Origin of the sequence: Massilicoli timonensis (assembly GCF_900199515.1) — a bacterium.
Taxonomy (GTDB): domain Bacteria; phylum Bacillota_I; class Bacilli_A; order Erysipelotrichales; family Erysipelotrichaceae; genus Massilicoli; species Massilicoli timonensis.
In genome coordinates, this window is record NZ_LT963434.1 from 1,486,927 (window position 1) to 1,509,785 (window position 22,859).

General features: G+C 39.7%; 21 protein-coding genes. 15 read left to right on the top strand and 6 right to left on the bottom strand.

The window, feature by feature from the left end; translation table 11 throughout:
- Nucleotides 1-1,872 (top strand): extracellular solute-binding protein, encoded by a 1,872-nt coding sequence (locus tag C1712_RS09380; RefSeq protein WP_102268712.1) that lies wholly within the window; start codon nucleotides 1-3, stop codon nucleotides 1,870-1,872.
- Between the two features lie 316 nt (nucleotides 1,873-2,188).
- Nucleotides 2,189-3,454 carry a UDP-N-acetylglucosamine 1-carboxyvinyltransferase gene (locus tag C1712_RS09385; protein ID WP_102268714.1) on the top strand — a complete coding sequence of 422 codons (1,266 nt, stop codon included), beginning with the start codon at nucleotides 2,189-2,191 and terminating at the stop codon, nucleotides 3,452-3,454.
- 113 nt (nucleotides 3,455-3,567) lie between these two features.
- Here C1712_RS09385 and C1712_RS09390 read toward each other — a convergent pair whose 3' ends face one another.
- Genes C1712_RS09390 through C1712_RS09400 form a run of 3 tightly spaced genes read right to left on the bottom strand, consistent with a single transcriptional unit; the run spans nucleotide 3,568 to nucleotide 5,268 of the window.
- Entirely contained in the window at nucleotides 3,568-3,762 is a 195-nt protein-coding gene (locus C1712_RS09390) for a hypothetical protein (RefSeq protein WP_102268716.1), read from the bottom strand.
- Nucleotides 3,744-4,649: a nucleotidyl transferase AbiEii/AbiGii toxin family protein gene (locus C1712_RS09395; RefSeq protein ID WP_102268718.1), complete on the bottom strand. Its 906-nt coding sequence runs from the start codon at nucleotides 4,647-4,649 to the stop codon at nucleotides 3,744-3,746. Before C1712_RS09395 ends, C1712_RS09390 begins: the two co-directional genes overlap by 19 nt.
- Nucleotides 4,642-5,268: a type IV toxin-antitoxin system AbiEi family antitoxin domain-containing protein gene (locus C1712_RS09400; RefSeq protein WP_102268720.1), complete on the bottom strand. Its 627-nt coding sequence runs from the start codon at nucleotides 5,266-5,268 to the stop codon at nucleotides 4,642-4,644. The genes C1712_RS09395 and C1712_RS09400 overlap by 8 nt, the downstream gene beginning before the upstream one ends.
- Nucleotides 5,269-5,534: 266 nt before the next feature.
- Between C1712_RS09400 and C1712_RS12910 the strand changes: the two genes are divergently transcribed.
- Nucleotides 5,535-5,681, top strand: a complete 147-nt coding sequence (locus tag C1712_RS12910) for a hypothetical protein (RefSeq protein WP_219718853.1) — start codon at nucleotides 5,535-5,537, stop codon at nucleotides 5,679-5,681.
- Between the two features lie 158 nt (nucleotides 5,682-5,839).
- Here C1712_RS12910 and C1712_RS09410 read toward each other — a convergent pair whose 3' ends face one another.
- Complete coding sequence (locus C1712_RS09410; RefSeq protein ID WP_102268724.1) at nucleotides 5,840-7,327, bottom strand: DUF1846 domain-containing protein; 1,488 nt, start codon at nucleotides 7,325-7,327, stop codon at nucleotides 5,840-5,842.
- A 402-nt stretch (nucleotides 7,328-7,729) separates the two neighbouring features.
- On the opposite strand from C1712_RS09410, the gene C1712_RS09415 reads away from it, so the two are divergent.
- Nucleotides 7,730-9,481, top strand: a complete 1,752-nt coding sequence (locus tag C1712_RS09415; RefSeq protein WP_102268726.1) for an ABC transporter ATP-binding protein — start codon at nucleotides 7,730-7,732, stop codon at nucleotides 9,479-9,481.
- A 162-nt stretch (nucleotides 9,482-9,643) separates the two neighbouring features.
- Nucleotides 9,644-10,129, top strand: coding sequence for a hypothetical protein (locus C1712_RS09420; RefSeq protein WP_219718854.1), 486 nt, complete (start codon nucleotides 9,644-9,646; stop codon nucleotides 10,127-10,129).
- A gap of 443 nt (nucleotides 10,130-10,572) precedes the next feature.
- Here the strand turns inward: C1712_RS09420 and C1712_RS09425 are convergent, their stop codons facing one another.
- Together C1712_RS09425 and C1712_RS12735 are read right to left on the bottom strand one after the other, a co-directional pair.
- Nucleotides 10,573-11,817, bottom strand: a complete 1,245-nt coding sequence (locus C1712_RS09425) for a hypothetical protein (protein WP_102268728.1) — start codon at nucleotides 11,815-11,817, stop codon at nucleotides 10,573-10,575.
- 63 nt (nucleotides 11,818-11,880) lie between these two features.
- The gene (locus C1712_RS12735) at nucleotides 11,881-12,018 is read right to left on the bottom strand and encodes a hypothetical protein (RefSeq protein ID WP_180963113.1); all 138 of its coding nucleotides are present in this window, start codon (nucleotides 12,016-12,018) and stop codon (nucleotides 11,881-11,883) included.
- Between the two features lie 238 nt (nucleotides 12,019-12,256).
- On the opposite strand from C1712_RS12735, the gene C1712_RS09430 reads away from it, so the two are divergent.
- The 10 genes from C1712_RS09430 (at nucleotide 12,257) to C1712_RS09470 (ending at nucleotide 22,859) form a co-directional block, all read left to right on the top strand.
- Nucleotides 12,257-13,657: a radical SAM protein gene (locus C1712_RS09430; protein WP_102268729.1), complete on the top strand. Its 1,401-nt coding sequence runs from the start codon at nucleotides 12,257-12,259 to the stop codon at nucleotides 13,655-13,657.
- Nucleotides 13,650-14,714, top strand: coding sequence for a P-loop NTPase family protein (locus C1712_RS09435; protein WP_180963114.1), 1,065 nt, complete (start codon nucleotides 13,650-13,652; stop codon nucleotides 14,712-14,714). The genes C1712_RS09430 and C1712_RS09435 overlap by 8 nt, the downstream gene beginning before the upstream one ends.
- Entirely contained in the window at nucleotides 14,707-14,976 is a 270-nt protein-coding gene (locus C1712_RS09440; RefSeq protein ID WP_102268733.1) for a hypothetical protein, read from the top strand. The genes C1712_RS09435 and C1712_RS09440 overlap by 8 nt, the downstream gene beginning before the upstream one ends.
- Before the next feature lie 20 nt (nucleotides 14,977-14,996).
- A complete protein-coding gene (locus C1712_RS12740) occupies nucleotides 14,997-15,164 on the top strand; it encodes a hypothetical protein (protein ID WP_180963115.1) in 168 nt (55 codons plus the stop codon).
- 110 nt (nucleotides 15,165-15,274) lie between these two features.
- The gene (locus C1712_RS09445; RefSeq protein WP_102268734.1) at nucleotides 15,275-16,168 is read left to right on the top strand and encodes an ABC transporter ATP-binding protein; all 894 of its coding nucleotides are present in this window, start codon (nucleotides 15,275-15,277) and stop codon (nucleotides 16,166-16,168) included.
- 2 nt (nucleotides 16,169-16,170) lie between these two features.
- Nucleotides 16,171-17,307 carry an ABC transporter permease subunit gene (locus tag C1712_RS09450; RefSeq protein ID WP_180963116.1) on the top strand — a complete coding sequence of 379 codons (1,137 nt, stop codon included), beginning with the start codon at nucleotides 16,171-16,173 and terminating at the stop codon, nucleotides 17,305-17,307.
- Between the two features lie 2 nt (nucleotides 17,308-17,309).
- Entirely contained in the window at nucleotides 17,310-18,677 is a 1,368-nt protein-coding gene (locus C1712_RS09455) for an ABC transporter permease subunit (protein ID WP_146003329.1), read from the top strand.
- A 23-nt stretch (nucleotides 18,678-18,700) separates the two neighbouring features.
- A complete protein-coding gene (locus tag C1712_RS09460) occupies nucleotides 18,701-20,071 on the top strand; it encodes an ABC transporter permease subunit (protein WP_102268739.1) in 1,371 nt (456 codons plus the stop codon).
- Nucleotides 20,072-20,094: 23 nt separating this feature from the next.
- A complete protein-coding gene (locus C1712_RS09465; RefSeq protein WP_102268741.1) occupies nucleotides 20,095-21,465 on the top strand; it encodes an ABC transporter permease subunit in 1,371 nt (456 codons plus the stop codon).
- A 23-nt stretch (nucleotides 21,466-21,488) separates the two neighbouring features.
- Nucleotides 21,489-22,859, top strand: a complete 1,371-nt coding sequence (locus C1712_RS09470) for an ABC transporter permease subunit (protein ID WP_102268743.1) — start codon at nucleotides 21,489-21,491, stop codon at nucleotides 22,857-22,859.

Consider the following 22,859-nt stretch of genomic DNA (forward strand, 5'->3'; position numbering starts at 1 on the left):
ATGAAGAAAGAAAAACGCCCGATCGGCAAGATCTTGATGATCTTAACATTGGCATTCTTCTATCTGCCGATCTTGTTTATGATGGTATTCTCCTTTAATTCCAGTAAATCACTGACGCATTTCAGCGGATTCTCAACGATCTGGTATGAACGGATGTTTGAAAACCGTTCGATGATGGAATCGTTACAGACGACGATCGTGATCGCTTTGATCGCAACTGCTGTTTCTACGCTGATCGGAACGATTAGTGCGATCGGTTTATCAAAATCTAAAAAAATCGTGCGCAAGGTCATGATGCAGTTAAATGATTTTCCGATCATGAATCCGGAAATCGTAACGGCGATCGGATTGATGTTACTGTTTATCACGCTGCGCATTGAACGCGGTTTTATGACGATGCTTTTGGCACATATCGCTTTCTGTACACCTTATGTTATTTTAAGCATCATGCCGAAGATCCGCTCACTGGATCCGAATCTGGCTGACGCCGCTATGGATCTTGGGGCAACGCCATGGCAGGCGCTCACGAAGGTGCTGGTGCCGCAGATCATGCCGGGCATCGTATCCGGTGCGCTGATCGCATTTACGATGTCATTTGATGATTTCATTATCTCTTACTTTGTAACCGGCGGCGGCGTCAAGAATTTGAGCATCATGGTCTATACGATGAGCAAACGGGTCAATCCGAGCATCAATGCGATCTCTACTTTGGTAGTCGTACTGATTACGGTTGTCTTGCTGATCATCAATCTCGTGCCGATGTTTCGCAAAAACAAGCCGGGCAAAAGCAAAAAAGGATGGATCGTACTGGGCATTGCGGCTGCGCTTGGCTTAGGCGCCTTTGCATTAAATTCATCAAAATCGGAAGGAAAATACGCAGGACAAACACTGTATGTATATAACTGGGGAGAATATACCGGTGAAAATCTGATCCCGATGTTTGAGGAACAAACCGGCGCCAAAGTGGTAATGGATCAGTTTGATTCCAATGAGCAGATGTATATCAAAGTCGCAAATGGTGAAGTGTATGACATTTTGGTGCCAAGCGACTATATGATCGAACGACTGATGCAGGAAGATATGCTGCAGAAGCTGGATCAGGATCAGCTCAACTGTCTGGATCTATTATCTGACGGGGTAAAAGGTCTCTCATATGATCCGAAAAATGAATATTCCGTTCCTTATTTCTGGGGTACTGTCGGCATTGTTTATGATAAAAACAAGGTAAGCGAGGAAGATCTGGAGAAAGAAGGGTTCAATATTTTCCTCGATCAGAAATACAAAGGCGACATTTATCTGTATGATTCAGAACGAGATTCATTCATGATGGCATTAAAAGCGCTTGGTTATTCGATGAATACAAGTGATGAAAAAGAATTGAATGAAGCCTATGAATGGCTGCTGGAATGTGTCAATACGATGGAACCGGAAATCGTAACCGATGAAATCATTGACAATATGGCGCAGGGCAGAAAAGCGCTGGGCCTTGTGTATTCCGGAGATGCGGCTTATATCATGAGTGAAAATGAAGATATGGGCTTCTATTTACCGGAAAGCGGAACGAATTTGTGGTCAGATGCCATGGTCATTCCGAAGAATGCGAAGAATGTGGAGCTGGCGCATGCATTTATCAATTTCGTTTCTGAATATGAGGGAGCAATGGATAATTCCAGCTTTGTCGGCTATACTTCGCCAAATGAAGAAGTCATGCTGGAAATGTCACAGGAAGGCGGCGAATATGAAGGGATCAATGCGTATTTGCCAAGAACCGGATATGAGAAGGATGAAGTCTTCCAGTATGATGAAGATACAAGAAAGATCATTGCGAACTTATTTGCGAAAGTAAAGGTAGCGGCTTCCAATGCCAGTTAAATAAAAGATAAATAAAAAAAACGATGGAAGCACGTGCAGTGTGCGGCAAGGAGAACATGCTTGTGCTTATGGAAATGAAAAGGGATTGTTGTAAAGCAGTCCTTTTTTATAGGCAGGCACTTTTTCAGATTTTTCGCATATCATAGCGGGGATTAGTAAGACAATATTTAGAAAATAGGGAATATCCATATTGGCGCAATAAAAAACATAGATATATTCAGGGAAATGTTTTATAATAAAGATGTTTGCAGGAAGTAAAACAAGCGTTGTGAAAGAAACGCTGTATTGATAAATGAGATCGGGAAGGAGAATATGGATGAAAGAAGTCATTAAGATTGAAGGAGGGCATGCATTAAAGGGAACAGTGCGCATCAGCGGTTCAAAAAATGCAACGGTAGCGCTGATACCTGCGGCAATCTTGGCGAACGGTCCGGTTACGATCGTAGGGGTACCGAATATATCAGATGTGGAATCACTTGCGGTTTTATTGCGGGATTTGGGGGTAGATGTCTGCTTTAAGGCACAGGATCACATCATTATTGATCCGACCCATATGCAGAATCGCCCGATGACACAGGATGCGGTGCAAAAACTGCGTGCTTCTTATTACTTCATGGGCGCATTATTAGGGAAATATGGCAGAGTGGAAATGAAGATGCCGGGAGGCTGCTATTTAGGCCCAAGACCGATCGATCTGCATTTGAAAGGATTTGAAGCGCTGGGTGCAACAGTCAATTATGAACATGGTGCTTATATTATTGAAGCGAAGGAATTGGTGGGCACAAAGATCTTTTTAGATATTTCCAGTGTCGGTGCGACTTTGAATGTCATGATGGCGGCAGTTTATGCAAAGGGGCGCACGATTATCGAGAATGCGGCGAAAGAACCGGAAATCATTGATGTGGCAACGCTGCTGAATAAAATGGGTGCGCAGATTCGCGGCGTCGGTACCAATGTCATTACGATCGACGGTGTGGAAACGCTGGGCGGCTGTTTCCATGAAATTATCCCGGATCGCATTGAAGCGGCAACCTATATCGTGCTGGCAGCGGCAGCCGCAGAGGAAATGACTGTGGAGAATATCATTCCACAGCATTTGGAATCTCTGTTGTCCAAACTGGAGGAAATCGGTGTGGAAATGAAAGTGGATATTGACAAGGTTACCATTAAGGGAAGAAATCCGCATTTGAAAGCGACAGATATTAAAACATTGCCTTATCCGGGCTTTGCGACGGATATTCAGCAGCCGCTTACTGCTTTATTAACACAGGCGGAAGGACAGTCGATCGTTACGGAAACGATTTACACAGAGCGCTTTAAGCATTGTCATGAATTGAATAAAATGGGTGCGAATATCAATGTCATGGTACCGAGTTCCTTTATCAATGGACCGACACGCTTATCAGGAGCGGAAGTTGTCGCAACAGATCTGCGCTGCGGCGCTTGTCTGGTAATTGCGGGTTTGATTGCGGACGGCATTACCGAGATCAGCGAGATTTATCATATTGACCGCGGCTATGAAAATTTAGATGGAAAGCTAAGCGCTTTGGGGGCAAAGATCTGGCGGGAAACGATCGCATAAGAAATCGGTGATGGCAAATGTGAACGCCATATAAGGAAGTAATTTGAAAACACATCGAAATATAACTTCATAAGCATGGAAGGCGACAGAGAAATATCTCTCTGCCGCCGTTTTTATGCAATGCCAGTTACCTTGAAAACATCATGGTGTAAACCGGTAAAAGAATCCAAGCAACGCTCTTTATCCCTGATCGATCGAAGGTAAATCAATGAAGTTATAACGATATTGATAAGCATGATTTCTTTTGCTTTTGTTTCTTTCTTGATCGTTTCTATTATTTTGGCATTGATCACATTTCTTTTTCCCATCGGCTTTCAGCAGCTTTCCATTGTTGTGAAAACTCTATTTTTCCAACAGCCGCTAGAAAAGGTTCTGTCAAAAATGCCTTGATCGTTTTAAGCACAGTGCTGAAATGATCCGTTTTAGTGTCTATCTTCAGGCAGAATGCTTTCCACTTCTTCTGCATAGCAGGATCATCTGCAAAGCGCATAACCTGTTCAAACTGCTCTATCACAAAGCTATGTTCACGATTTTCGAAAGTTTTTTTCAGTGCTTCACTGAGTACTTTGCCGTCAAAATCAAATTTATTGGCAAGATAATAAATATCATAGTAATCTTTCATTCGACTGGAAAATTCCATCAGAGTGAGGATTGCATCTATTTTCTCAGCAATCGTTGTTTCAAGAGAATAGGTATTTACCACCGGTGCAGTGAAATCATCAAGCTGCGTCGGGATTTTTCGCTTTTCTTGTTTTGGTACGATCACATCGCCCACACCGAAGTCTATATGAAATGGAGTTCGCGTATTTTTAATACGAGCCACAATAGAAGTCCCGATACCGGCATATTTCTTAGCAACCGCAATAGGCGCAATATCGTTAATTTCAAAGGTAATAAAATCATTGCCGGTAGACATAGATAGGATTTCATCCAGTACAGATTTTAACTGTTCGGGCGTATTTGGTACTTTTTGAAGTAGGAAGTCCACATCCATCGTTACCCTACTATCAAAATTGGTAACGGAATAAATAAACAAACCACCTTTGAGGATAAGGTTTTCTGCATATTTGGACTTTTCCAAACGGCGCAAAAATTCTTCTTGACAGAAAAGTTGGAGGCAAAGCTGATAGCTTCTTCCGCTTTCTTTTGCCTTGTTTTTGAGCCGTGCAAGTACGGATGCGGCAATATCAGCCATTGATCAACACCTCCATTACATTCATAACTTTTGTATAAAGATTCATCTCTTTTGCATATTTAGACAAGTTCACAAGGTTCTTTTTTTTATCAGCAGCATAAGCATTGACAGCCTTATTGAAAATTTCATTGTCGAGTTTTGTGCGATACTTAAAGCAGTCACAAATTGTTCTTTCGCGGTCATATATAGGAAGCATGACGCCGTTAAAATTGCTTGTAGTTTTACCCATATCTAGGAAATCCTTTTGAATATAATAAGCCTTCATCGGAAATTCTTCAATATTCTTTACGGCACGGGTGGCTGTTCGCGGCACAGCAATAGACCATTTGCGAGGAGAAAAATCACTATATCCATAATGGAACAAGGCAGATTCCACACAAATAATTCCTTGTGGAAGGATTTCTCTTATCCACTGTTCCTCTGTTATATGATTGCTCTTTGGAAGCTGATAAATGCCTCTGCGAACCCTCTCGATAACTCCTTCTTTACAGAAAGCCGCTACTTCATATTTATTTATTCCGCTAGCGACAAAATCCGAAGTTTTTGCAACTCCTCCGTTATTTTCAATTACTTTTATTAAACTTTCTTTTTTATTCAAGCGAGCACCAACTTTCTGCATACAAAAAATAAACATTGTATGCAATTAGTATATCGTATCGTGTTAGATATTGCAACAACTATATGTAGGCAGCATTCTTGGCTTTATAGGTTTTCGGTAGTGAACAGGTATGACAGGAAGATAAGCGATTAAGGATGTTGTATTGCACACATCGTGAAATAGCAGGTATTACGGAGCTTATGTCAATGTTTGTAAATTACCTGATTCAGCGTATTGCGTCTATAATAACGATAAAGCAAGCGATAAACGTGAATTTTTACTTTACAGTGGCAGAAATAATTGATATTTTTTTCGACTGGGAAATTTATGCTATGATTGGGGAAGTTCGAAAAAGCAGGCTTTCAAATTTTTGGTATGATAAAAAGATAGGGTGGAATCTATTTTCTGAGCTACACCGTTACTCCCTTATTTGATATCCGCAAATATGTCATCGCCTTTTTTATGGCATAGGATATATATTAGCAGAGAAGAAACATCAGAAAATGATGCAAATAAAAACCGTTTCGCTAAGCATGGAGAAACGGTCTTCAGATACAGGTAAGATGCTGCATGATGCAGGGATGATCCGGAACTATTTTGGATGATACATTTTCTTTGTCTGATAAGCGGCTTCACAGGTCAGATTCATTTCCAGTTTTCGATAGACATTGCGGTCTACTTCTGAAAGGATCACTGTACTGTGTGCCTCGCAGCATTTCAGCTTTGACAACTGCTGTAAAGCTAAATGGGAAATCGGATTGGTCGTGGCGGAAATTGCCAGACAGATCAGAATTTCATCGGAATGTAAACGCGGATTGTTGTTGCCAAGACTGCCGGTCTTTAACTTCTGAATTGGCTCAATGATGCTTGGTGCGATCAGCGGAATATCGTCATTGATATGCCCCAATGCTTTTAAGGCGTTTAATAAGGCAGCGGCGCTTGCTCCTAACAGGGAGGAGGTCTTACCGGTTACCACACTTCCATCAGGCAATTCGATCGCCATTGCCGGAGCCTGCGTCATTTCGGCTTTTTCAAGTGCCGGTTTCACACAGATGCGGCTTTCTTTATCAATGTTTGCCTGAGACATGACAAGTTCGATCTTTTCGATCGTCGCCATTTCAACGAGACCTTTTTTATGCCCTTCGCAGGCATGGTAATAGCGTCTGATAATTTCATCGCAGCTTGCTTTTACAGCCGCATCATTATCAACGATGCAGTTGCCGACCATATTTACGCCCATGTCGGTAGGGGATTTATAAGGACAGGTGCCGTTGATCTTTTCAAAGATAGTACGCAGCACCGGGAAGATTTCTACATCGCGATTATAATTAACGGTCGTTTCGCCATATGCCTCCAAATGGAACGGGTCGATCATATTGATGTCGTTTAGATCGGCGGTCGCTGCTTCATAGGCAAGATTGACCGGATGTTTCAAAGGGAGATTCCAGATCGGGAATGTTTCAAATTTCGCATAGCCTGCTTTGATGCCGTGCTTTTGTTCATGATACATTTGCGAAATACAGGTTGCCATTTTACCGGATCCGGGACCCGGCGCCGTTACGACGACAAGCGGCTTGCTTGTTTTGATATAGTCGTTTTTGCCTAATCCTTCTTCGCTCACGATATAGGATACATTATTCGGATAGCCGGGAATCGGATAATGTAAGAAGACCGGTATGTCAAGCGATTCTAATTTCTGTTTGAAAGCATCGGCAGCTGCCTGATTTTCATATTGGGTTAAAACAACACTGCCGACATATAAGCCGACGCCGCGAAAGGCATCGATCAGGCGCAGTACTTCACCGTCATAGGAAATACCCAGATCGCTGCGCACTTTGTTTTTTTCAATATCACCGGCATTGATGGCGATGATGACTTCGACCTGTTCTTTTAAGGTCAAAAGCATTTTCAGCTTGCTGTCAGGCTCAAACCCCGGCAATACTCTGGCTGCATGGTTATCATCGAATAGTTTACCGCCAAACTCCAAATACAGTTTATTATCAAATTGGGAGATCCTTTCTAAAATGTGCTTGGATTGCATCTCTAAATATAATTGATTATCAAATGCTTGTGTTTTCATCCCGAATCCTCTCTTTCATCAACTTCATCATTATATCAAAAAATGTGGGGATTTCCTATGTAAAAATAGAGGAATTTTGAGGGGGCGTGTATTCGCTGTACTTAGATAAGTGATTTTTAGTAGTTATCTGAGATTGATACGAACTGTTACCTTATTTTTTCATTCTTTGTATCATTTTCATAAAGTTTTAGATGCTGCTTTGATTAAGTCGATTTTTAGGAAATATAATTTGAAAAGGATCGCTTTTTGTTATTTTTTCCTTTCAGCATGGCGCTATAGCGGACAAGTAGTACATTCCCCATTTCTACAGACCAATGAATTTCCCATATGTCTCTTTCCATAGTCATTTCTATGGGAATAAGGTATAATGAATTATAAGCAATAAAGAAAGGAGCAACGGGAATGGGCATGAGAAAAACTTTGCAAAAGATATACGCACTGCTGGAATGGAAACAGAAAGTAATCTTTATCATGATTTTGTTGATCATGCTTCTTTCTTCCGCTTTGACACAAGTTACACCAAAAGCCATTGGCTGGCTGACAGATGACATTTTTGCCGAGGGAAGAATGGCGTTTATCGATTTGCTGCCGATGCTACTGTTGATCTTAATTGTGAATGTCGTAAATGAACTGCTTAAAATCTGGCGTAGACTGTTGGTGGAGGATACAGCGACCAAAACTGAAAAGAAAGCGCGCACACTTGTCATTGCTTCTCTCATGAAAGCGCCGCTGCGTTATTTTAAGGAAAACATGACCGGCAATATCCACGGCAGGTTGAATCGCTGTTTAGAAGGAACGATCAAACTAGAAAAATTGATATTTATGGATTTAGCGCCAGCAGTATTTAATAGCATTGCTGCTGTGATTGTGATTTTTACGACCCTGCCTTTTACATTGGCGCTGCCGATGTTGCTGGTAATACCGATCGGTGTATTGATCGTACTTCGACAGATCACAACACAAAAAGGCATACGAATTGCATTGCTGGAAACAAAGGCAAATATGGATGGTTCGCTGGTGGAATTGCTGAATGGAATCGAAGTGATCCGAATGGCAAACAGCACAATGATCGAAGAGCATCGTTTTTCGATCAAATCTGAAGAACTGCGTGAGAAAGAAATGAAGCATCATAAACAGATGGCGAAATATGATGCGATGAAGTTTTTTAATGAAGTCTTTTTTACAGTGTTCATTATCGGTGCATCTGCTTATTTGGCGACACAGGGAATCATCAGTGTCGGTGCAGTGCTGACTGCCTATCTTTGTTTTTCTCAACTGATCAAACCTCTAGAGGAACTGCATCGGATTTTAGATGAATTATCAGAGAGTTTTGTACTGGCAGAGGATTTTTTCAAAATGGCGGAAATTGCCTGTGATTTTTCTTATCAGCCAGTTTCGGCGAAGCAACTGCTGTTCAAAAAGCACGATATGATCTTCGCAGAAAAACTACGGCTAGCCTATGAATCAAATGAAGAAGTGCTGAAAGGCATTGACCTGAAAATAAAGAGCGGTTCTTTTATTGGGATAGCCGGGCCCAGTGGGTGTGGTAAATCTTCACTGATCAAAGCAATTTGCAAGTTGGAAAAAAGTGAAGGAGCGCTATATATCGATGGTAGGGAAATAGAATCACTGTCGCGGGAAATGTTGTCGGAGTTGATTGCATTGGTACCGCAAAATCCTTTTTTGATCGCAGGAACGATTTATGAGAATATCTGCTATGGATTGAAAGTGATGCCGAGTGAAGAGGAAGTCATGCAGGCGGTCGCAAAGGCAGGTCTCACGGAATTTGTGGAAAGCCAGCCGCAGAAGCTTCATACGCTGATAGCGGAAAGAGGCAATAATTTATCAGGCGGGCAACGGCAGCGAATCGCATTGGCGAGGATCTTTTTGCGTAAACCGAAAGTTTTAATTTTAGATGAGGCGACTTCAGCGCTGGATAATACTACAGAGCGTTTTGTTCAAAAGGAAATTGAGCGGTTGAAAGAAGAAAACGATATGACGATTATCTCCATAGCACACCGATTGACGACATTACAAAACTGTGATGAGATCCTGGTAATGTATAACGGAATGATCGTACAGAAAGGGATTTATAAAGAATTGATTGAAAAAGAAGGCATTTTTAATGACATGTATCATGGCAGATTAAAATGAGGACGGTTTTGCTGTGCTGGCAGACTGACGGTTTGATAATGAAATAAAGAAACACTATAATAGTAAATTCGAGTTATTTAGGCTACAAGACATAACGAGAGTATTAGTATATGACGAACCTTTTCGAGCACATCAATTCTCAATAGATGCAGTACAGCGAATATGAAGGGAAGCGGATTTCGGAAGATCGCAGATGCCTACCATGCTGCTCATAATTATCGGGATGAATTGGAGCTTAAATTTTATTCCGATGCAGCTTCGTTTCAAGTTACACTGTATAATTTGAATTATGGAACTGCAATAAACGCAACTAAAGCTATGATTGAAGATGAAAATGTTGCGATTGCTCCTGATTATCTTGCGATTGAGGTTGCGATTGATGGATTGAACGCAAGCCAAACTACGATTAAAAAAGCAAAAACAATATTCGCAAGCATGGGCATTGATGGCATCTTTGGACGTTCCGACATAGCCGCAATTACAAGCGATTCCGTTACTGCTGCCGGCAAACTCATTATAAAGCTGAAAAACGCAGATTTAATTGAAGCCGTCAGCGGGTTTGGAAAAGGGAAATACAAATTTAAGGTTCCAAAACAAAAAGATGATACCTGTTATCAGGCATACGGTCGATCATGGACATTCGATTAAGCATATACAAGTTCCGTCAGCACAATTTTCTATGCAAAGATGTGAATGATGTTGGGGAGGGGCAAATTACCGAATATCAGTAGGTTTTTGCAAACTAGCATGCAGTATTCTTTCGGAATGCGGAATAAGGTAATCGTCTTCCTATGATAAGTGCCACACATCTGTTCAGACAGTGATTTCATAAAATGACAGCCTTTTCTGTATTGGTTTTCAGCGGTCATGCGGTCCTGTAACTGCATTTCAGTTTATTGCAAATATATGTATCCAGTGGCTGAAATCACCTTTTGCATAACAACTCTTGTACTTCCATTTTGGAAGAATAAAGATAAAATAGAAAGCCTATTAGATCATAGCAAAAAGGCAAGTGATTTAGCAGAATTCAAAACCTGTAATACGGGATATCCTACATCTCTTGCCTTTTGTTACGATTCATTGCATGCCGTTTATAATTTACGCTTGATGATTTCTTCAATAAAACGAAGCAGTGTACCTTTGCTGAACTGTTTATAATATAGCGCAAACTCGTTATATATAATTTGATTTAAGATAGAATTGTCATAAGATATTTCTTTGAAGAAAGAAAATAAGCGTCGTTCTCTTTGATAAATTGGCAGATCGTACTCAAAATATGTTTTCAGATCTACATAAAGCAAAGAAGCATTTTCCATAATTGCACACTGGCTGATGATTTGGAATGGGTGCTTTGTAATATTGGAAGCGGAATAATAAAGCAAGACAGCGATAATAGGAACTTTCGTTTGTAAAAAGTTATCCTCAAATAACTGTATGACTTTATCATATTCTTTATGATCAAACGAGTGAATGATCGTATTGATAAGCCAAGCAAATTTCTTTTTCGGGTGAACCGGTTTGGTTTTGATCATCTGCTCCACTTCTTGATAGATTTCTGAATCATCTTCATTGTTTTCATGCACATAATTCAGTTTCATCACATAGACATCAAAAGAGCGATTATAGTTTTCGTTCTTTAATAAATCGTCCAGTAAAGCGTTGATTTGATAAATATGTTTCGGAATGGATACAGTAGAAGTATCATATATCAATAGATCAGTTTCCAAAATGATTGAAGATAAATTCTGCTTTTGTACTTCTTCTAAAACTTTTCCGCATGCTTTCATATCTAAATGGTATTTATAATAGGAGCGAAAACACAGATCATATAACATGATTTGCAATTCATCGGGGAACAGAAAAGAAACATGCAAAAAGTGTTCCAATAAGTCGATGTCAATTTTTTCTACCTTATGATGGAAATCTTGAACAGCTTCTAAGAGCAGCCGGTATTCATTTTCAAATACAATATCTGCTGCGAGCGGTTTAAGCAATGCTTCGCATAACTGATAGACTCCTTCATAATCAAGATAAAGAAACGCGTGATAGAGCGCATGGACAGTTTCCATATGCTTGGAAAAATAATCAGAAGCGCCTTCTTCATAACGAAGATCAAACTTGTCAAGCAGTTGAAGATACACTTTATCTTTAATTAAAGTCGGATTTTCAAGTAGTTTTTGATAAGTATGAAAAGAACAAATCGTTACTAGATTTGCATTGTGCATGGTAAATCCGAATTTTGTTTTAGAAAACAAAGCGTCGCCGTCTTTCGTGTATGTTTCAGCGCGATAGATTTCCAGTAATTTTGAAAGATGTTCTTTTTCTATGATCGGCATGGTGTTATTCCTCTTTAATACTCTTCAATGATAAATAAAATGTCAGGATCCCCCTGACAAATGTTAGTCGATATAATAACAATTTGGCCCTGTGCAATATGGAGCAGGTACCGGATCTCCGTCATTGGCAAATACCGTTGTCGATGTAAATGCAATCGTGAAGATAAAGCAAGACAATGCCGCTAAAACAACTTTTTTCATAATAAACCTCCTTTTCCCCGATTTGGTTATATTATAGCATAGTTTAGTATGAGGTGGAACGGCTTTATAGAAATTGCAATAATTAGCAAAACCTGTAAATTATTCGAGGATATTATAAAAAAATGCAAAAACACAAAATGTATAGATTTCTTTAATAATAGTGTGATATAGTCAGACTATAATGTAATGTGTGATTGATTTGATAATTTTTTGGGGACTTTTTGAGGGGAGGGATTTGATGCAAACAAGACCTTTCATTCAATTATTTAAGACCACGTCGCATTATTATTTTTACGATGCGTACGTCAATCAAATCTCTGAACTCTCCGCAGCCGGCTATCAGTATTTGAAAGAGCATCAAATGATTGATTGTTTTTATAATGAAGAAATAGCACAATTATATAAAGAAGGATTTTTGCATGAAAATCCTATTTTAACATTTCAGCATCCGGCTACGGATTTCGTTGAAGATCTTACGACAAGAAAAGCAGGCACATTGGTCTTACAAATAACGCAGAACTGCAATTTACGCTGTTCCTACTGCCCTTACTCGCAAAGCGGCGAAAAACACAGGCATCACACCAATCAAAATATGAGCTGGGAGACCGCTAAGAAAGCAGTCGATTTCTACTATGATAAATCCATCGATGCCGATACGGCAAATATTTCTTTTTACGGTGGAGAGCCGTTGCTGCAGTTTTCTTTGATGAAAGCAGTCGTCGCCTATTCCAAAAAGAAATTTGAAGGGAAGAAATGTGTGTTCAGCATTACGACCAACGCAACATTATTGACAAAAGAAATTGCCGATTTTTTGATTACAAATGAGTTTCGTCTGGCAATCAGTTTAGATGGAGATAAAGAAAGCAATGATCGCAATCGTAAATTTGTTTCTCAAAAAGGCAGCGTATTCGAGAAAGTCATCGAAACATTGCAGTATCTCTATGAAAACGCACCGGAATTTGCGAAAAAGATCAACTTAAGCATGGTGATCGATCAAAGAAAAGATCTGAAAGGATTTCTGCATCTGTTTCGGGAATATCCGTTTCTGAATCAAATGCAGATCAGCGTCAGCTTAATTGAAGATGATTATTTGGAAAATGAGGTTAGAGAGTCGAAAGCTTTTTATGAAGAATTTAGCTATTATCGTTTCTTGTCTTATTTAAGTGTCATATCTCCGCTGGATTTTACTGAAGATCTTAAATTTTTCGCTTCGATGAAAGAGAGCTATAAAAAATTGGTGCTGCCATTTCAAGCGTCCGCAATCGGTAAAACGGCAATTCCAAGCGGGCAGTGCATTCCGGGCAATACCAAAGTAATGGTAACGGTGCAGGGCAAATTATTCCCTTGTGAAAAAGTGAGCGAACGCAGAGAGGATTATTGCATCGGCACGCTTGATACAGGATATGACTACGAAAAGATAAAGGAAATCCTGAATTTTTCAAGATATACCTTTGCCCTTTGTCGAAACTGTCCGGCCTTTCGTGAATGCACGCTCTGTTTCAAAACACACGGAGCGGGCGGTTTTAGCAGTACCGCTACCAAGATGAAATACTGTGCATTATGCAAACAGAATTTCGTTGAAGATTTGCGGGTACGCATGTATTTTAAGGAAATGGCGGATTGGAAAGGACGTGGATAAGATGGGGAAAACAGTGATCTTTCCATTTACGCTGGAGAACAGCAGCTTCTGTCAGGCATATTTAGATCAAGATGACGCCTGTGTGCTCGCATCCTTATCGGGAACCGGTACGATCGATCAAAGCATTGGCAAAGCGCTGAATCGTTTGGATGGTACAGGCAGGATCGTCGATATCCACAGCATAGACCTTCGTGAGGTCGATAAGATCATTCTGCTTGAAAGCAAAAACAGCGAACTATATGAACACATTGACGAACTGCTTGTGAAATGGAATGCCTATCAAATAGAAGTGATCAGTTTTTCAGATAAATGCAGAGAGTTCATGCCGATGGCTGTTTTGCAGTGTCGTGATTTTCATGTTACTGATTCCTATCACTATGTGTTTATCGACAAGCCGATCATTTTTGTCGGTGGTATCAAAGAAACATCTGAAATTGCATGGCTCTCTTATCAGATCAAAAAAAGATTCGAGAAAAGAAAGCTCAAAAGCATCGTGATTTCCCGATACGGATACAGCATCGATCAAGAATGCTATCCATATCCCGATGAATTTGTATCCGATCGTATAAGCGCAGAGTATAAAGTCTTACTGCTGAATCAGTATCTGCAGTTTCTGATCCGAAAGCATGAACCGGATGTCATACTCATCGAAGTGATCGGTGGACCGTTAAGATTTGATTATCATGTATTTAATTATTTCGGTGTCTATTACTATATCACTTCACAGGCGGTAAGCGCCGACTTATTTCTATGCACACTGCCGATCGGCGAATATGACGATGCGTATTTTATGAAGCTGAATGATTATATCCGACATAAATTTGATCTTACGATCGACGCTGCCTGTTTGATGAATATCAAATTTGAAGATAGTTTGAGCGTCACGATCGAAAATGATGATGAATACTACTATGTATCTGATTCGATCTTGCAGCGATACTTAGAAAAGAACAGACAGGTGCGGGTCGTTCCTTTCGGCGCATGCACAGATGAAAGTTATTTAGACGCGGTATTTGCCGCCATATTGAAAAAACTGGAAGGTGCAGAAGATGAATGAACGTGAATGGATAGCGGAATTGGAGAAGATATTAGAAACGATCTATCAAAAAAAGATCAGGATCGAAACGGTACTGTCAAACAGTCTGTTTGGCGCACCGTATTACTTTACGGCAATCGAACTGGTGTATTTCGTGTATTTGCTGGAGAATGATTATTCGATCGCTTTTGACAAAAAATTCTTCTTAGATCGCAGCAATCTTTCTATGCAGGATCTCTTGACGTATTTGGTGCAGGCGACGAATAAAAATTCAATAAACTGAGAAAGAAAGGAGGGAATGAGATGTTGAAGAAAGTAAACAAAGCGACTTTGATGACAACGGAAATTGCGCCGAAGGCAACTTGTTACTGTAAGGCGACTTGCTTTGGACCGGCTTCTGAGAGATCGAATTTTTATGAAGCTAATCAACAAGCTGCTTCTAGATACGGCAAAGTTTCAGATGTTCAGTAATCATGGGCAATAGGGGGGAGTACAGGGTTTTGCTCCCCCTATGTCATAATAAAAGAAAAACAATCATAACGAATTGATAAAGAGATATAGATTAAGAGGAGGGATCAAATATGGAAAAGATCGTAGAAATTAAGGGATTATGCAAAAAATTCGGTAAGACTGAGGTACTGCATGACGTATCATTTGATATTTATGAAGATGAGATCGTCGGATTTATCGGACCAAACGGAGCCGGTAAAAGTACGACAATGAAATGTATGTGCAATCTGATCTTTCCAAGCGCAGGTACGATAAAGATATGCGGCTATGACATCGTAAAAGAAAGAGAAAAAGCATTGGCAAAACAGTCCTCGTTGATCGAAACTCCGGGATTGTTTCCAAATTTGACCGGAAAAGAAAACATCGAATATTTTGCCTCTTATAAAAAAATACCGCAGTCTAAAATAGAAGAGATCATTCAATTCATGAATTTAGGCGATGGTCTTTACAGACGAACCGCAAAATATTCACTGGGAATGAAACAGCGATTGGCGTTAGGGATCGCCTTGTTATCCGACCCGAAATTGTTGATCTTGGATGAACCGACCAACGGGCTGGATCCGGCAGGTGTATTTGACCTTAGAAATCAGTTAAAAACACTGGCAAAAGAAAAGCATGTATCCATACTGGTATCCTCTCATCAGTTAGGAGAATTAGAGAAAATATCCGACCGCTATATTTGCATCAACAAAGGAAAGATCGTAGAAAATCCAAAGCAGATGAAAAATGACAGCTGCTATCACATTACAATGAAAAAAACAGAGCAAGTGGAAAAGTTGATGGAACAGGCAGCATCTGTCTACTCTTACACTTATCAGGAAAACGGATATGTCATACTGGTAAAAGAAAATCACAAAATACAGGATATTTTGCATTTATTTCAAAAAGAACAGATCGAATATGAGGACATCACGAAAAAAGTCATTGATATTGAAACCATGTATAGTGAACTATATGAGGCATGATCATGTTAAAGTTAGAATTGAAACGACTGTTTAAGAGTCCGAAAAATATAGGGGTCGTCTTCTGTATGATCGTGTTTTCGTTTTTTATCCTGTACCAGTTGAATGAAAAAAGAGTCGAATATGATGAAGTGCAGTTAAAGGAACTGTATGCGGCGAGTGCGATTGCCAAACAAGAAAAAGAACAACTGAAATATGTAGAAGAAACGCCGGAAGTGGCAGAAGCAAATGAGTATTGGGATTTCGAGGGCAGATATGCCAGTTATCTGCGCGGAAAATTTAATCCTCTAAGCGATAAAGATATTTTTACGAAAGAAGAACGAACTACCCTTGAAAAAGATCGTTATCGGCACATATTAGATGCGTGGGATAAAGAATACAATAAGGCATATTTGGAACTTGCCAAGACACAGAAGGAATTGAAAAAAGAAATCATATTGCGAGAGTATTTGTTGGGACATAAGATCGAGCAGTATGATACGCCGTATGAAGTAAATACGATGAACTATTTAGTGAATTTCTTTCAATCACCGAATGTATTTGTCTTTCTGATTTTAATCGCATTTGCTTCGATCGATGTCATTACCAAGGATTTTGACTGTGATAGTTATAAACCGTTATATACGATGCCGGTTGCCAGAAAGAAAATTATTCGATCAAAGGTCGAAGCGGTATTGTTGTTTGCGCTGTTTGCGATTAGTGTTGCCATTCTCCTGCCGTCAGTTGCGGCCGCATGGATCGGTGGAACAGGAACTTTGGAATATCCGCAAGTGATGGAAGATTTCAGTATATGGATCGCATTTGATTATGTGCTGAAATGTATGTTGATCTTGCTGGTATTGATTTTGTTTACGATTTCTGTCATTACTTTGGTATCTGTTTCTTTAAGAAACGGTACATCGGCAATGATGGCGATCGGTTCCTATTTCATTATTTTATATTGCATGAGTGAATTAGAACTTCGCTTCCCCAATGTTTTATACTATATTCCGCTTTTCTCTGTTGATGTTGCTTATACCGTTAATGTCAAATACTTTTCGATCCTGCTGTTCAGTGTTTGTTCGCTGTTTATGATTATATTAAGCATCTGGGCGTCAGAAAGAGTAATTGAAACTGCGGATTTATCAGGAGGGGATGCGTAGTGTTGAAAAGGATCAAATTAGGGATCTTATCATCATTACGCAGTAAAACAACGAAGATCGCCATGATCTGTGTTTTGATCTGTGAACTGCTGATGGTCTTTCATTTGGAGGAACGTGTAAGAGAAGAAAAGAAGGAGTATTATCAAAAGTATGTGAGTTTATATACTAAATTTTACAGAGATTTTTGGTATAAGGACCTGTATTATAGAAATGCGATACGTTTTTTAGGATTTGATGAACACGACATCAGAAGAATGGATGAGGCGTTTGATTATTTATGTGAAGCAACTTCCAAAGCCGCTAAAGCAATAGAAGATGAAGATTATACGACCTTTTATCGAGAAAATATCAAAGCCAATGTCCTATTGACAGATTCTATGGTTGCACAGGATCAGGAGATGTATTTGGAAACTGATGAGGACTTCTTTAAGAATATCGAGATCGTAGAAAAGATAAAGAAAGATTGGAACTTGCCTTATCATGATGTTCACCTTGGCTTAGGGGTATTCGATAAATTCTGGGCTCCTCAGTACATCTCCCAAACCCAATATTCCTATGAGATGTTAGAGAGAGGGATCGATGAACTATACACTCCAAGTTATCTGAACGGGAATACCGCGCTCTATCAATTCATCTATCATCTGTTTCCGATCCTTGTCTTATTGATCACCGTACTGCTCTACTATGATCAGTTTGCGAAAGAAAAGAGACAGGGAACGATCAAGAATCGGCTGACGCAGCCAAATAAACGAATACGCTATCTCATGGAGAAGATCATCACGAATACAGCGACCATGCTCATCGTATTGCTTCTTCCCAGTTTATTATGTAATTTATTTGTGATCTGCTTAAATGGATTTGAGTTTCAAAACATACCGATCCTGGCATATCCAAAAGGGATCACAAGCTTCACATCATTACCGAATAATCTAACGGGAGAATACACACCGTTCTTACAGACGATGGGATTAACGCTTTATTCAGGGTTTCCGACATTGGAATACAATGCGCCGCACATAGCGATGGAGCTGATGGATTTTCATGTATTCATGGGATATGTGAGTATGATGACAGTATTGTTCATCATCTTTCAGGTATTATTGAATCAGATGATCACGACCATGATAAATAATCCCTATTTAGGGATGATCGTGAATTTAGGGATAGGGGGAATTTGTTATATCAATGCGGGGATAACGAATGTCAGTGAGATAGGGATGTGGAATCCATATTCCTATGCGAATCCGATCTTGAACTTAGCGGGGACATCCTATTACACATATGCAGAAGGGATCGTTATATTAGGAATCTACTGCATGATACTTTTTGGTGTGACTACACTGATCTTAAAGAAGAAAGATGTGATATAAAGACAGAAAGGAGGCGATCGAAGATGTTGAAGAGAATTAAGCTAGGGATCTTATCCTCATTACGCAGTAAAACAACGAAGATCGCCATGATCTGTGTTTTGATCTGTGAACTATTGATGGTCTTTCATTTGGAGGAACGTGCAAGAGAGGAAAAGAAGGAGTATTACCAAAAGTATGTAAACTTATATACGAATTTTTATAGAAATTTCTGGTATAGGAAGTTGGATTATGACTATGCTACGAAGTTTTTAGGCTTTGATGAACACGACATCAGAAGAATGGATGAGGCGTTTGATTATTTATGTGAAGCAACTTCCAAAGCCGCTAAAGCAATAGAAGATGAAGATTATACGACCTTTTATCGAGAAAATATCAAAGCCAATGTCCTATTGACAGATTCTATGGTTGCACAGGATCAGGAGATGTATTTGGAAACTGATGAGGACTTCTTTAAGAATATCGAGATCGTAGAAAAGATAAAGAAAGATTGGAACTTGCCTTATCATGATGTTCACCTTGGCTTAGGGGTATTCGATAAATTCTGGGCTCCTCAGTACATCTCCCAAACCCAATATTCCTATGAGATGTTAGAGAGAGGGATCGATGAACTATACACTCCAAGTTATCTGAACGGGAATACCGCGCTCTATCAATTCATCTATCATCTGTTTCCGATCCTTGTCTTATTGATCACCGTACTGCTCTACTATGATCAGTTTGCGAAAGAAAAGAGACAGGGGACGATCAAGAATCGATTGATACAGCCAAAGAAACGAATACGCTATCTCATGGAGAAGATCATCACGAATACGGCGACCATGATCATCGTATTGCTTCTTCCCAGTTTATTATGTAATTTATTTGTGATCTGCTTAAATGGATTTGAGTTTCAAAACATCCCGATCCTGGCATATCCAAAAGGGATCACAAGCTTCACATCATTACCGAATAATCTAACGGGAGAATACACACCGTTCTTACAGACGATGGGATTAACGCTTTATTCAGGGTTTCCGACATTGGAATACAATGCGCCGCACATAGCGATGGAGCTGATGGATTTTCATGTATTCATGGGATATGTGAGTATGATGACAGTATTGTTCATCATCTTTCAGGTATTATTGAATCAGATGATCACGACCATGATAAATAATCCCTATTTAGGGATGATCGTGAATTTAGGGGTAGGGGGAATATGTTATATCAATGCGGGGATAACGAATGTTAGTGAGATAGGGATGTGGAATCCATATTCCTATGCGAATCCGATCTTGAACTTAGCGGGGACATCCTATTACACATATGCGGAAGGGATCGTCATATTAGGAATCTATTGCATGATACTTTTTGGTGTGACTACACTGATCTTAAAGAAGAAAGATGTGATATAAAGACAGAAAGGAGGCGATCGAAGATGTTGAAGAGAATTAAGCTAGGGATCTTATCCTCATTACGCAGTAAAACAACGAAGATCGCCATGATCTGTGTCTTGATCTGTGAACTGCTGATGGTCTTTCATTTAGAGGAACGTGCAAGAGAGGAAAAGAAGGAGTATTATCAAAAGTATGTGAACTTATATACGAATTACTACAGGGACTTTTGGTATAAAGATTCCTATTATAAACACGCTGTAGAATATCTGGGTTTCAATGAGGATGATATTAAGGTAATGGATGAGGCGTTTGATTATTTATGTGAAGCAACTTCCAAAGCAGCTAAAGCAATAGAAGATGAAGACTATACGACCTTTTATCGAGAAAATATCAAAGCCAATGTCCTATTGACAGATTCTATGGTTGCACAGGATCAGGAGATGTATTTGGAAACCGATGAGGACTTCTTTAAGAATATCGAGATCGTAGAAAAGATAAAAAAGGATTGGAACTTGCCTTATCATGATGTCCACCTAGGACTGTTAGTACTCGATAAATTCTGGGCGCCACAATACATCTCCCAAACCCAATATTCTTATGAGATGTTGGAAAGAGGGATCGATGAACTATACACTCCAAGTTATCTGAACGGGAATACCGCGCTCTATCAATTCATCTATCATCTGTTTCCGATCCTTGTCTTATTGATCACCGTACTGCTCTACTATGATCAGTTTGCGAAAGAAAAGAGACAGGGAACGATCAAGAATCGGCTGACGCAGCCAAATAAACGAATACGCTATCTCATGGAGAAGATCATCACGAATACAGCGACCATGCTCATCGTATTGCTTCTTCCCAGTTTATTATGTAATTTATTTGTGATCTGCTTAAATGGATTTGAGTTTCAAAACATACCGATCCTGGCATATCCAAAAGGGATCACAAGCTTCACATCATTACCGAATAATCTAACGGGAGAATACACACCGTTCTTACAGACGATGGGATTAACGCTTTATTCAGGGTTTCCGACATTGGAATACAATGCGCCGCACATAGCGATGGAGCTGATGGATTTTCATGTATTCATGGGATATGTGAGTATGATGACAGTATTGTTCATCATCTTTCAGGTATTATTGAATCAGATGATCACGACCATGATAAATAATCCCTATTTAGGGATGATCGTGAATTTAGGGGTAGGGGGAATATGTTATATCAATGCGGGGATAACGAATGTTAGTGAGATAGGGATGTGGAATCCATATTCCTATGCGAATCCGATCTTGAACTTAGCGGGGACATCCTATTACACATATGCGGAAGGGATCGTCATATTAGGAATCTATTGCATGATACTTTTTGGTGTGACTACACTGATCTTAAAGAAGAAAGATGTGATATAAAGACAGAAAGGAGGCGATCGAAGATGTTGAAGAGAATTAAGCTAGGGATCTTATCCTCATTACGCAGTAAAACAACGAAGATCGCCATGATCTGTGTTTTGATCTGTGAACTATTGATGGTCTTTCATTTGGAGGAACGTGCAAGAGAGGAAAAGAAGGAGTATTACCAAAAGTATGTAAACTTATATACGAATTTTTATAGAAATTTCTGGTATAGGAAGTTGGATTATGACTATGCTACGAAGTTTTTAGGCTTTGATGAACACGACATCAGAAGAATGGATGAGGCGTTTGATTATTTATGTGAAGCAACTTCCAAAGCCGCTAAAGCAATAGAAGATGAAGATTATACGACCTTTTATCGAGAAAATATCAAAGCCAATGTCCTATTGACAGATTCTATGGTTGCACAGGATCAGGAGATGTATTTGGAAACTGATGAGGACTTCTTTAAGAATATCGAGATCGTAGAAAAGATAAAGAAAGATTGGAACTTGCCTTATCATGATGTTCACCTTGGCTTAGGGGTATTCGATAAATTCTGGGCTCCTCAGTACATCTCCCAAACCCAATATTCCTATGAGATGTTAGAGAGAGGGATCGATGAACTATACACTCCAAGTTATCTGAACGGGAATACCGCGCTCTATCAATTCATCTATCATCTGTTTCCGATCCTTGTCTTATTGATCACCGTACTGCTCTACTATGATCAGTTTGCGAAAGAAAAGAGACAGGGAACGATCAAGAATCGGCTGACGCAGCCAAATAAACGAATACGCTATCTCATGGAGAAGATCATCACGAATACAGCGACCATGCTCATCGTATTGCTTCTTCCCAGTTTATTATGTAATTTATTTGTGATCTGCTTAAATGGATTTGAGTTTCAAAACATACCGATCCTGGCATATCCAAAAGGGATCACAAGCTTCACATCATTACCGAATAATCTAACGGGAGAATACACACCGTTCTTACAGACGATGGGATTAACGCTTTATTCAGGCTTTCCGACATTGGAATACAATGCGCCGCACATAGCGATGGAGCTGATGGATTTTCATGTATTCATGGGATATGTGAGTATGATGACAGTATTGTTCATCATCTTTCAGGTATTATTGAATCAGATGATCACGACCATGATAAACAATCCCTATTTAGGGATGATCGTGAATTTAGGGATAGGGGGAATTTGTTATATCAATGCGGGGATAACGAATGTCAGTGAGATAGGGATGTGGAATCCATATTCCTATGCGAATCCGATCTTGAACTTAGCGGGGACATCCTATTACACATATGCAGAAGGGATCGTCATATTAGGGGTCTACTGCATAATACTTTTTGGTGTAACTACACTGATCTTGAGAAAGAAAGATGTGGTGTAG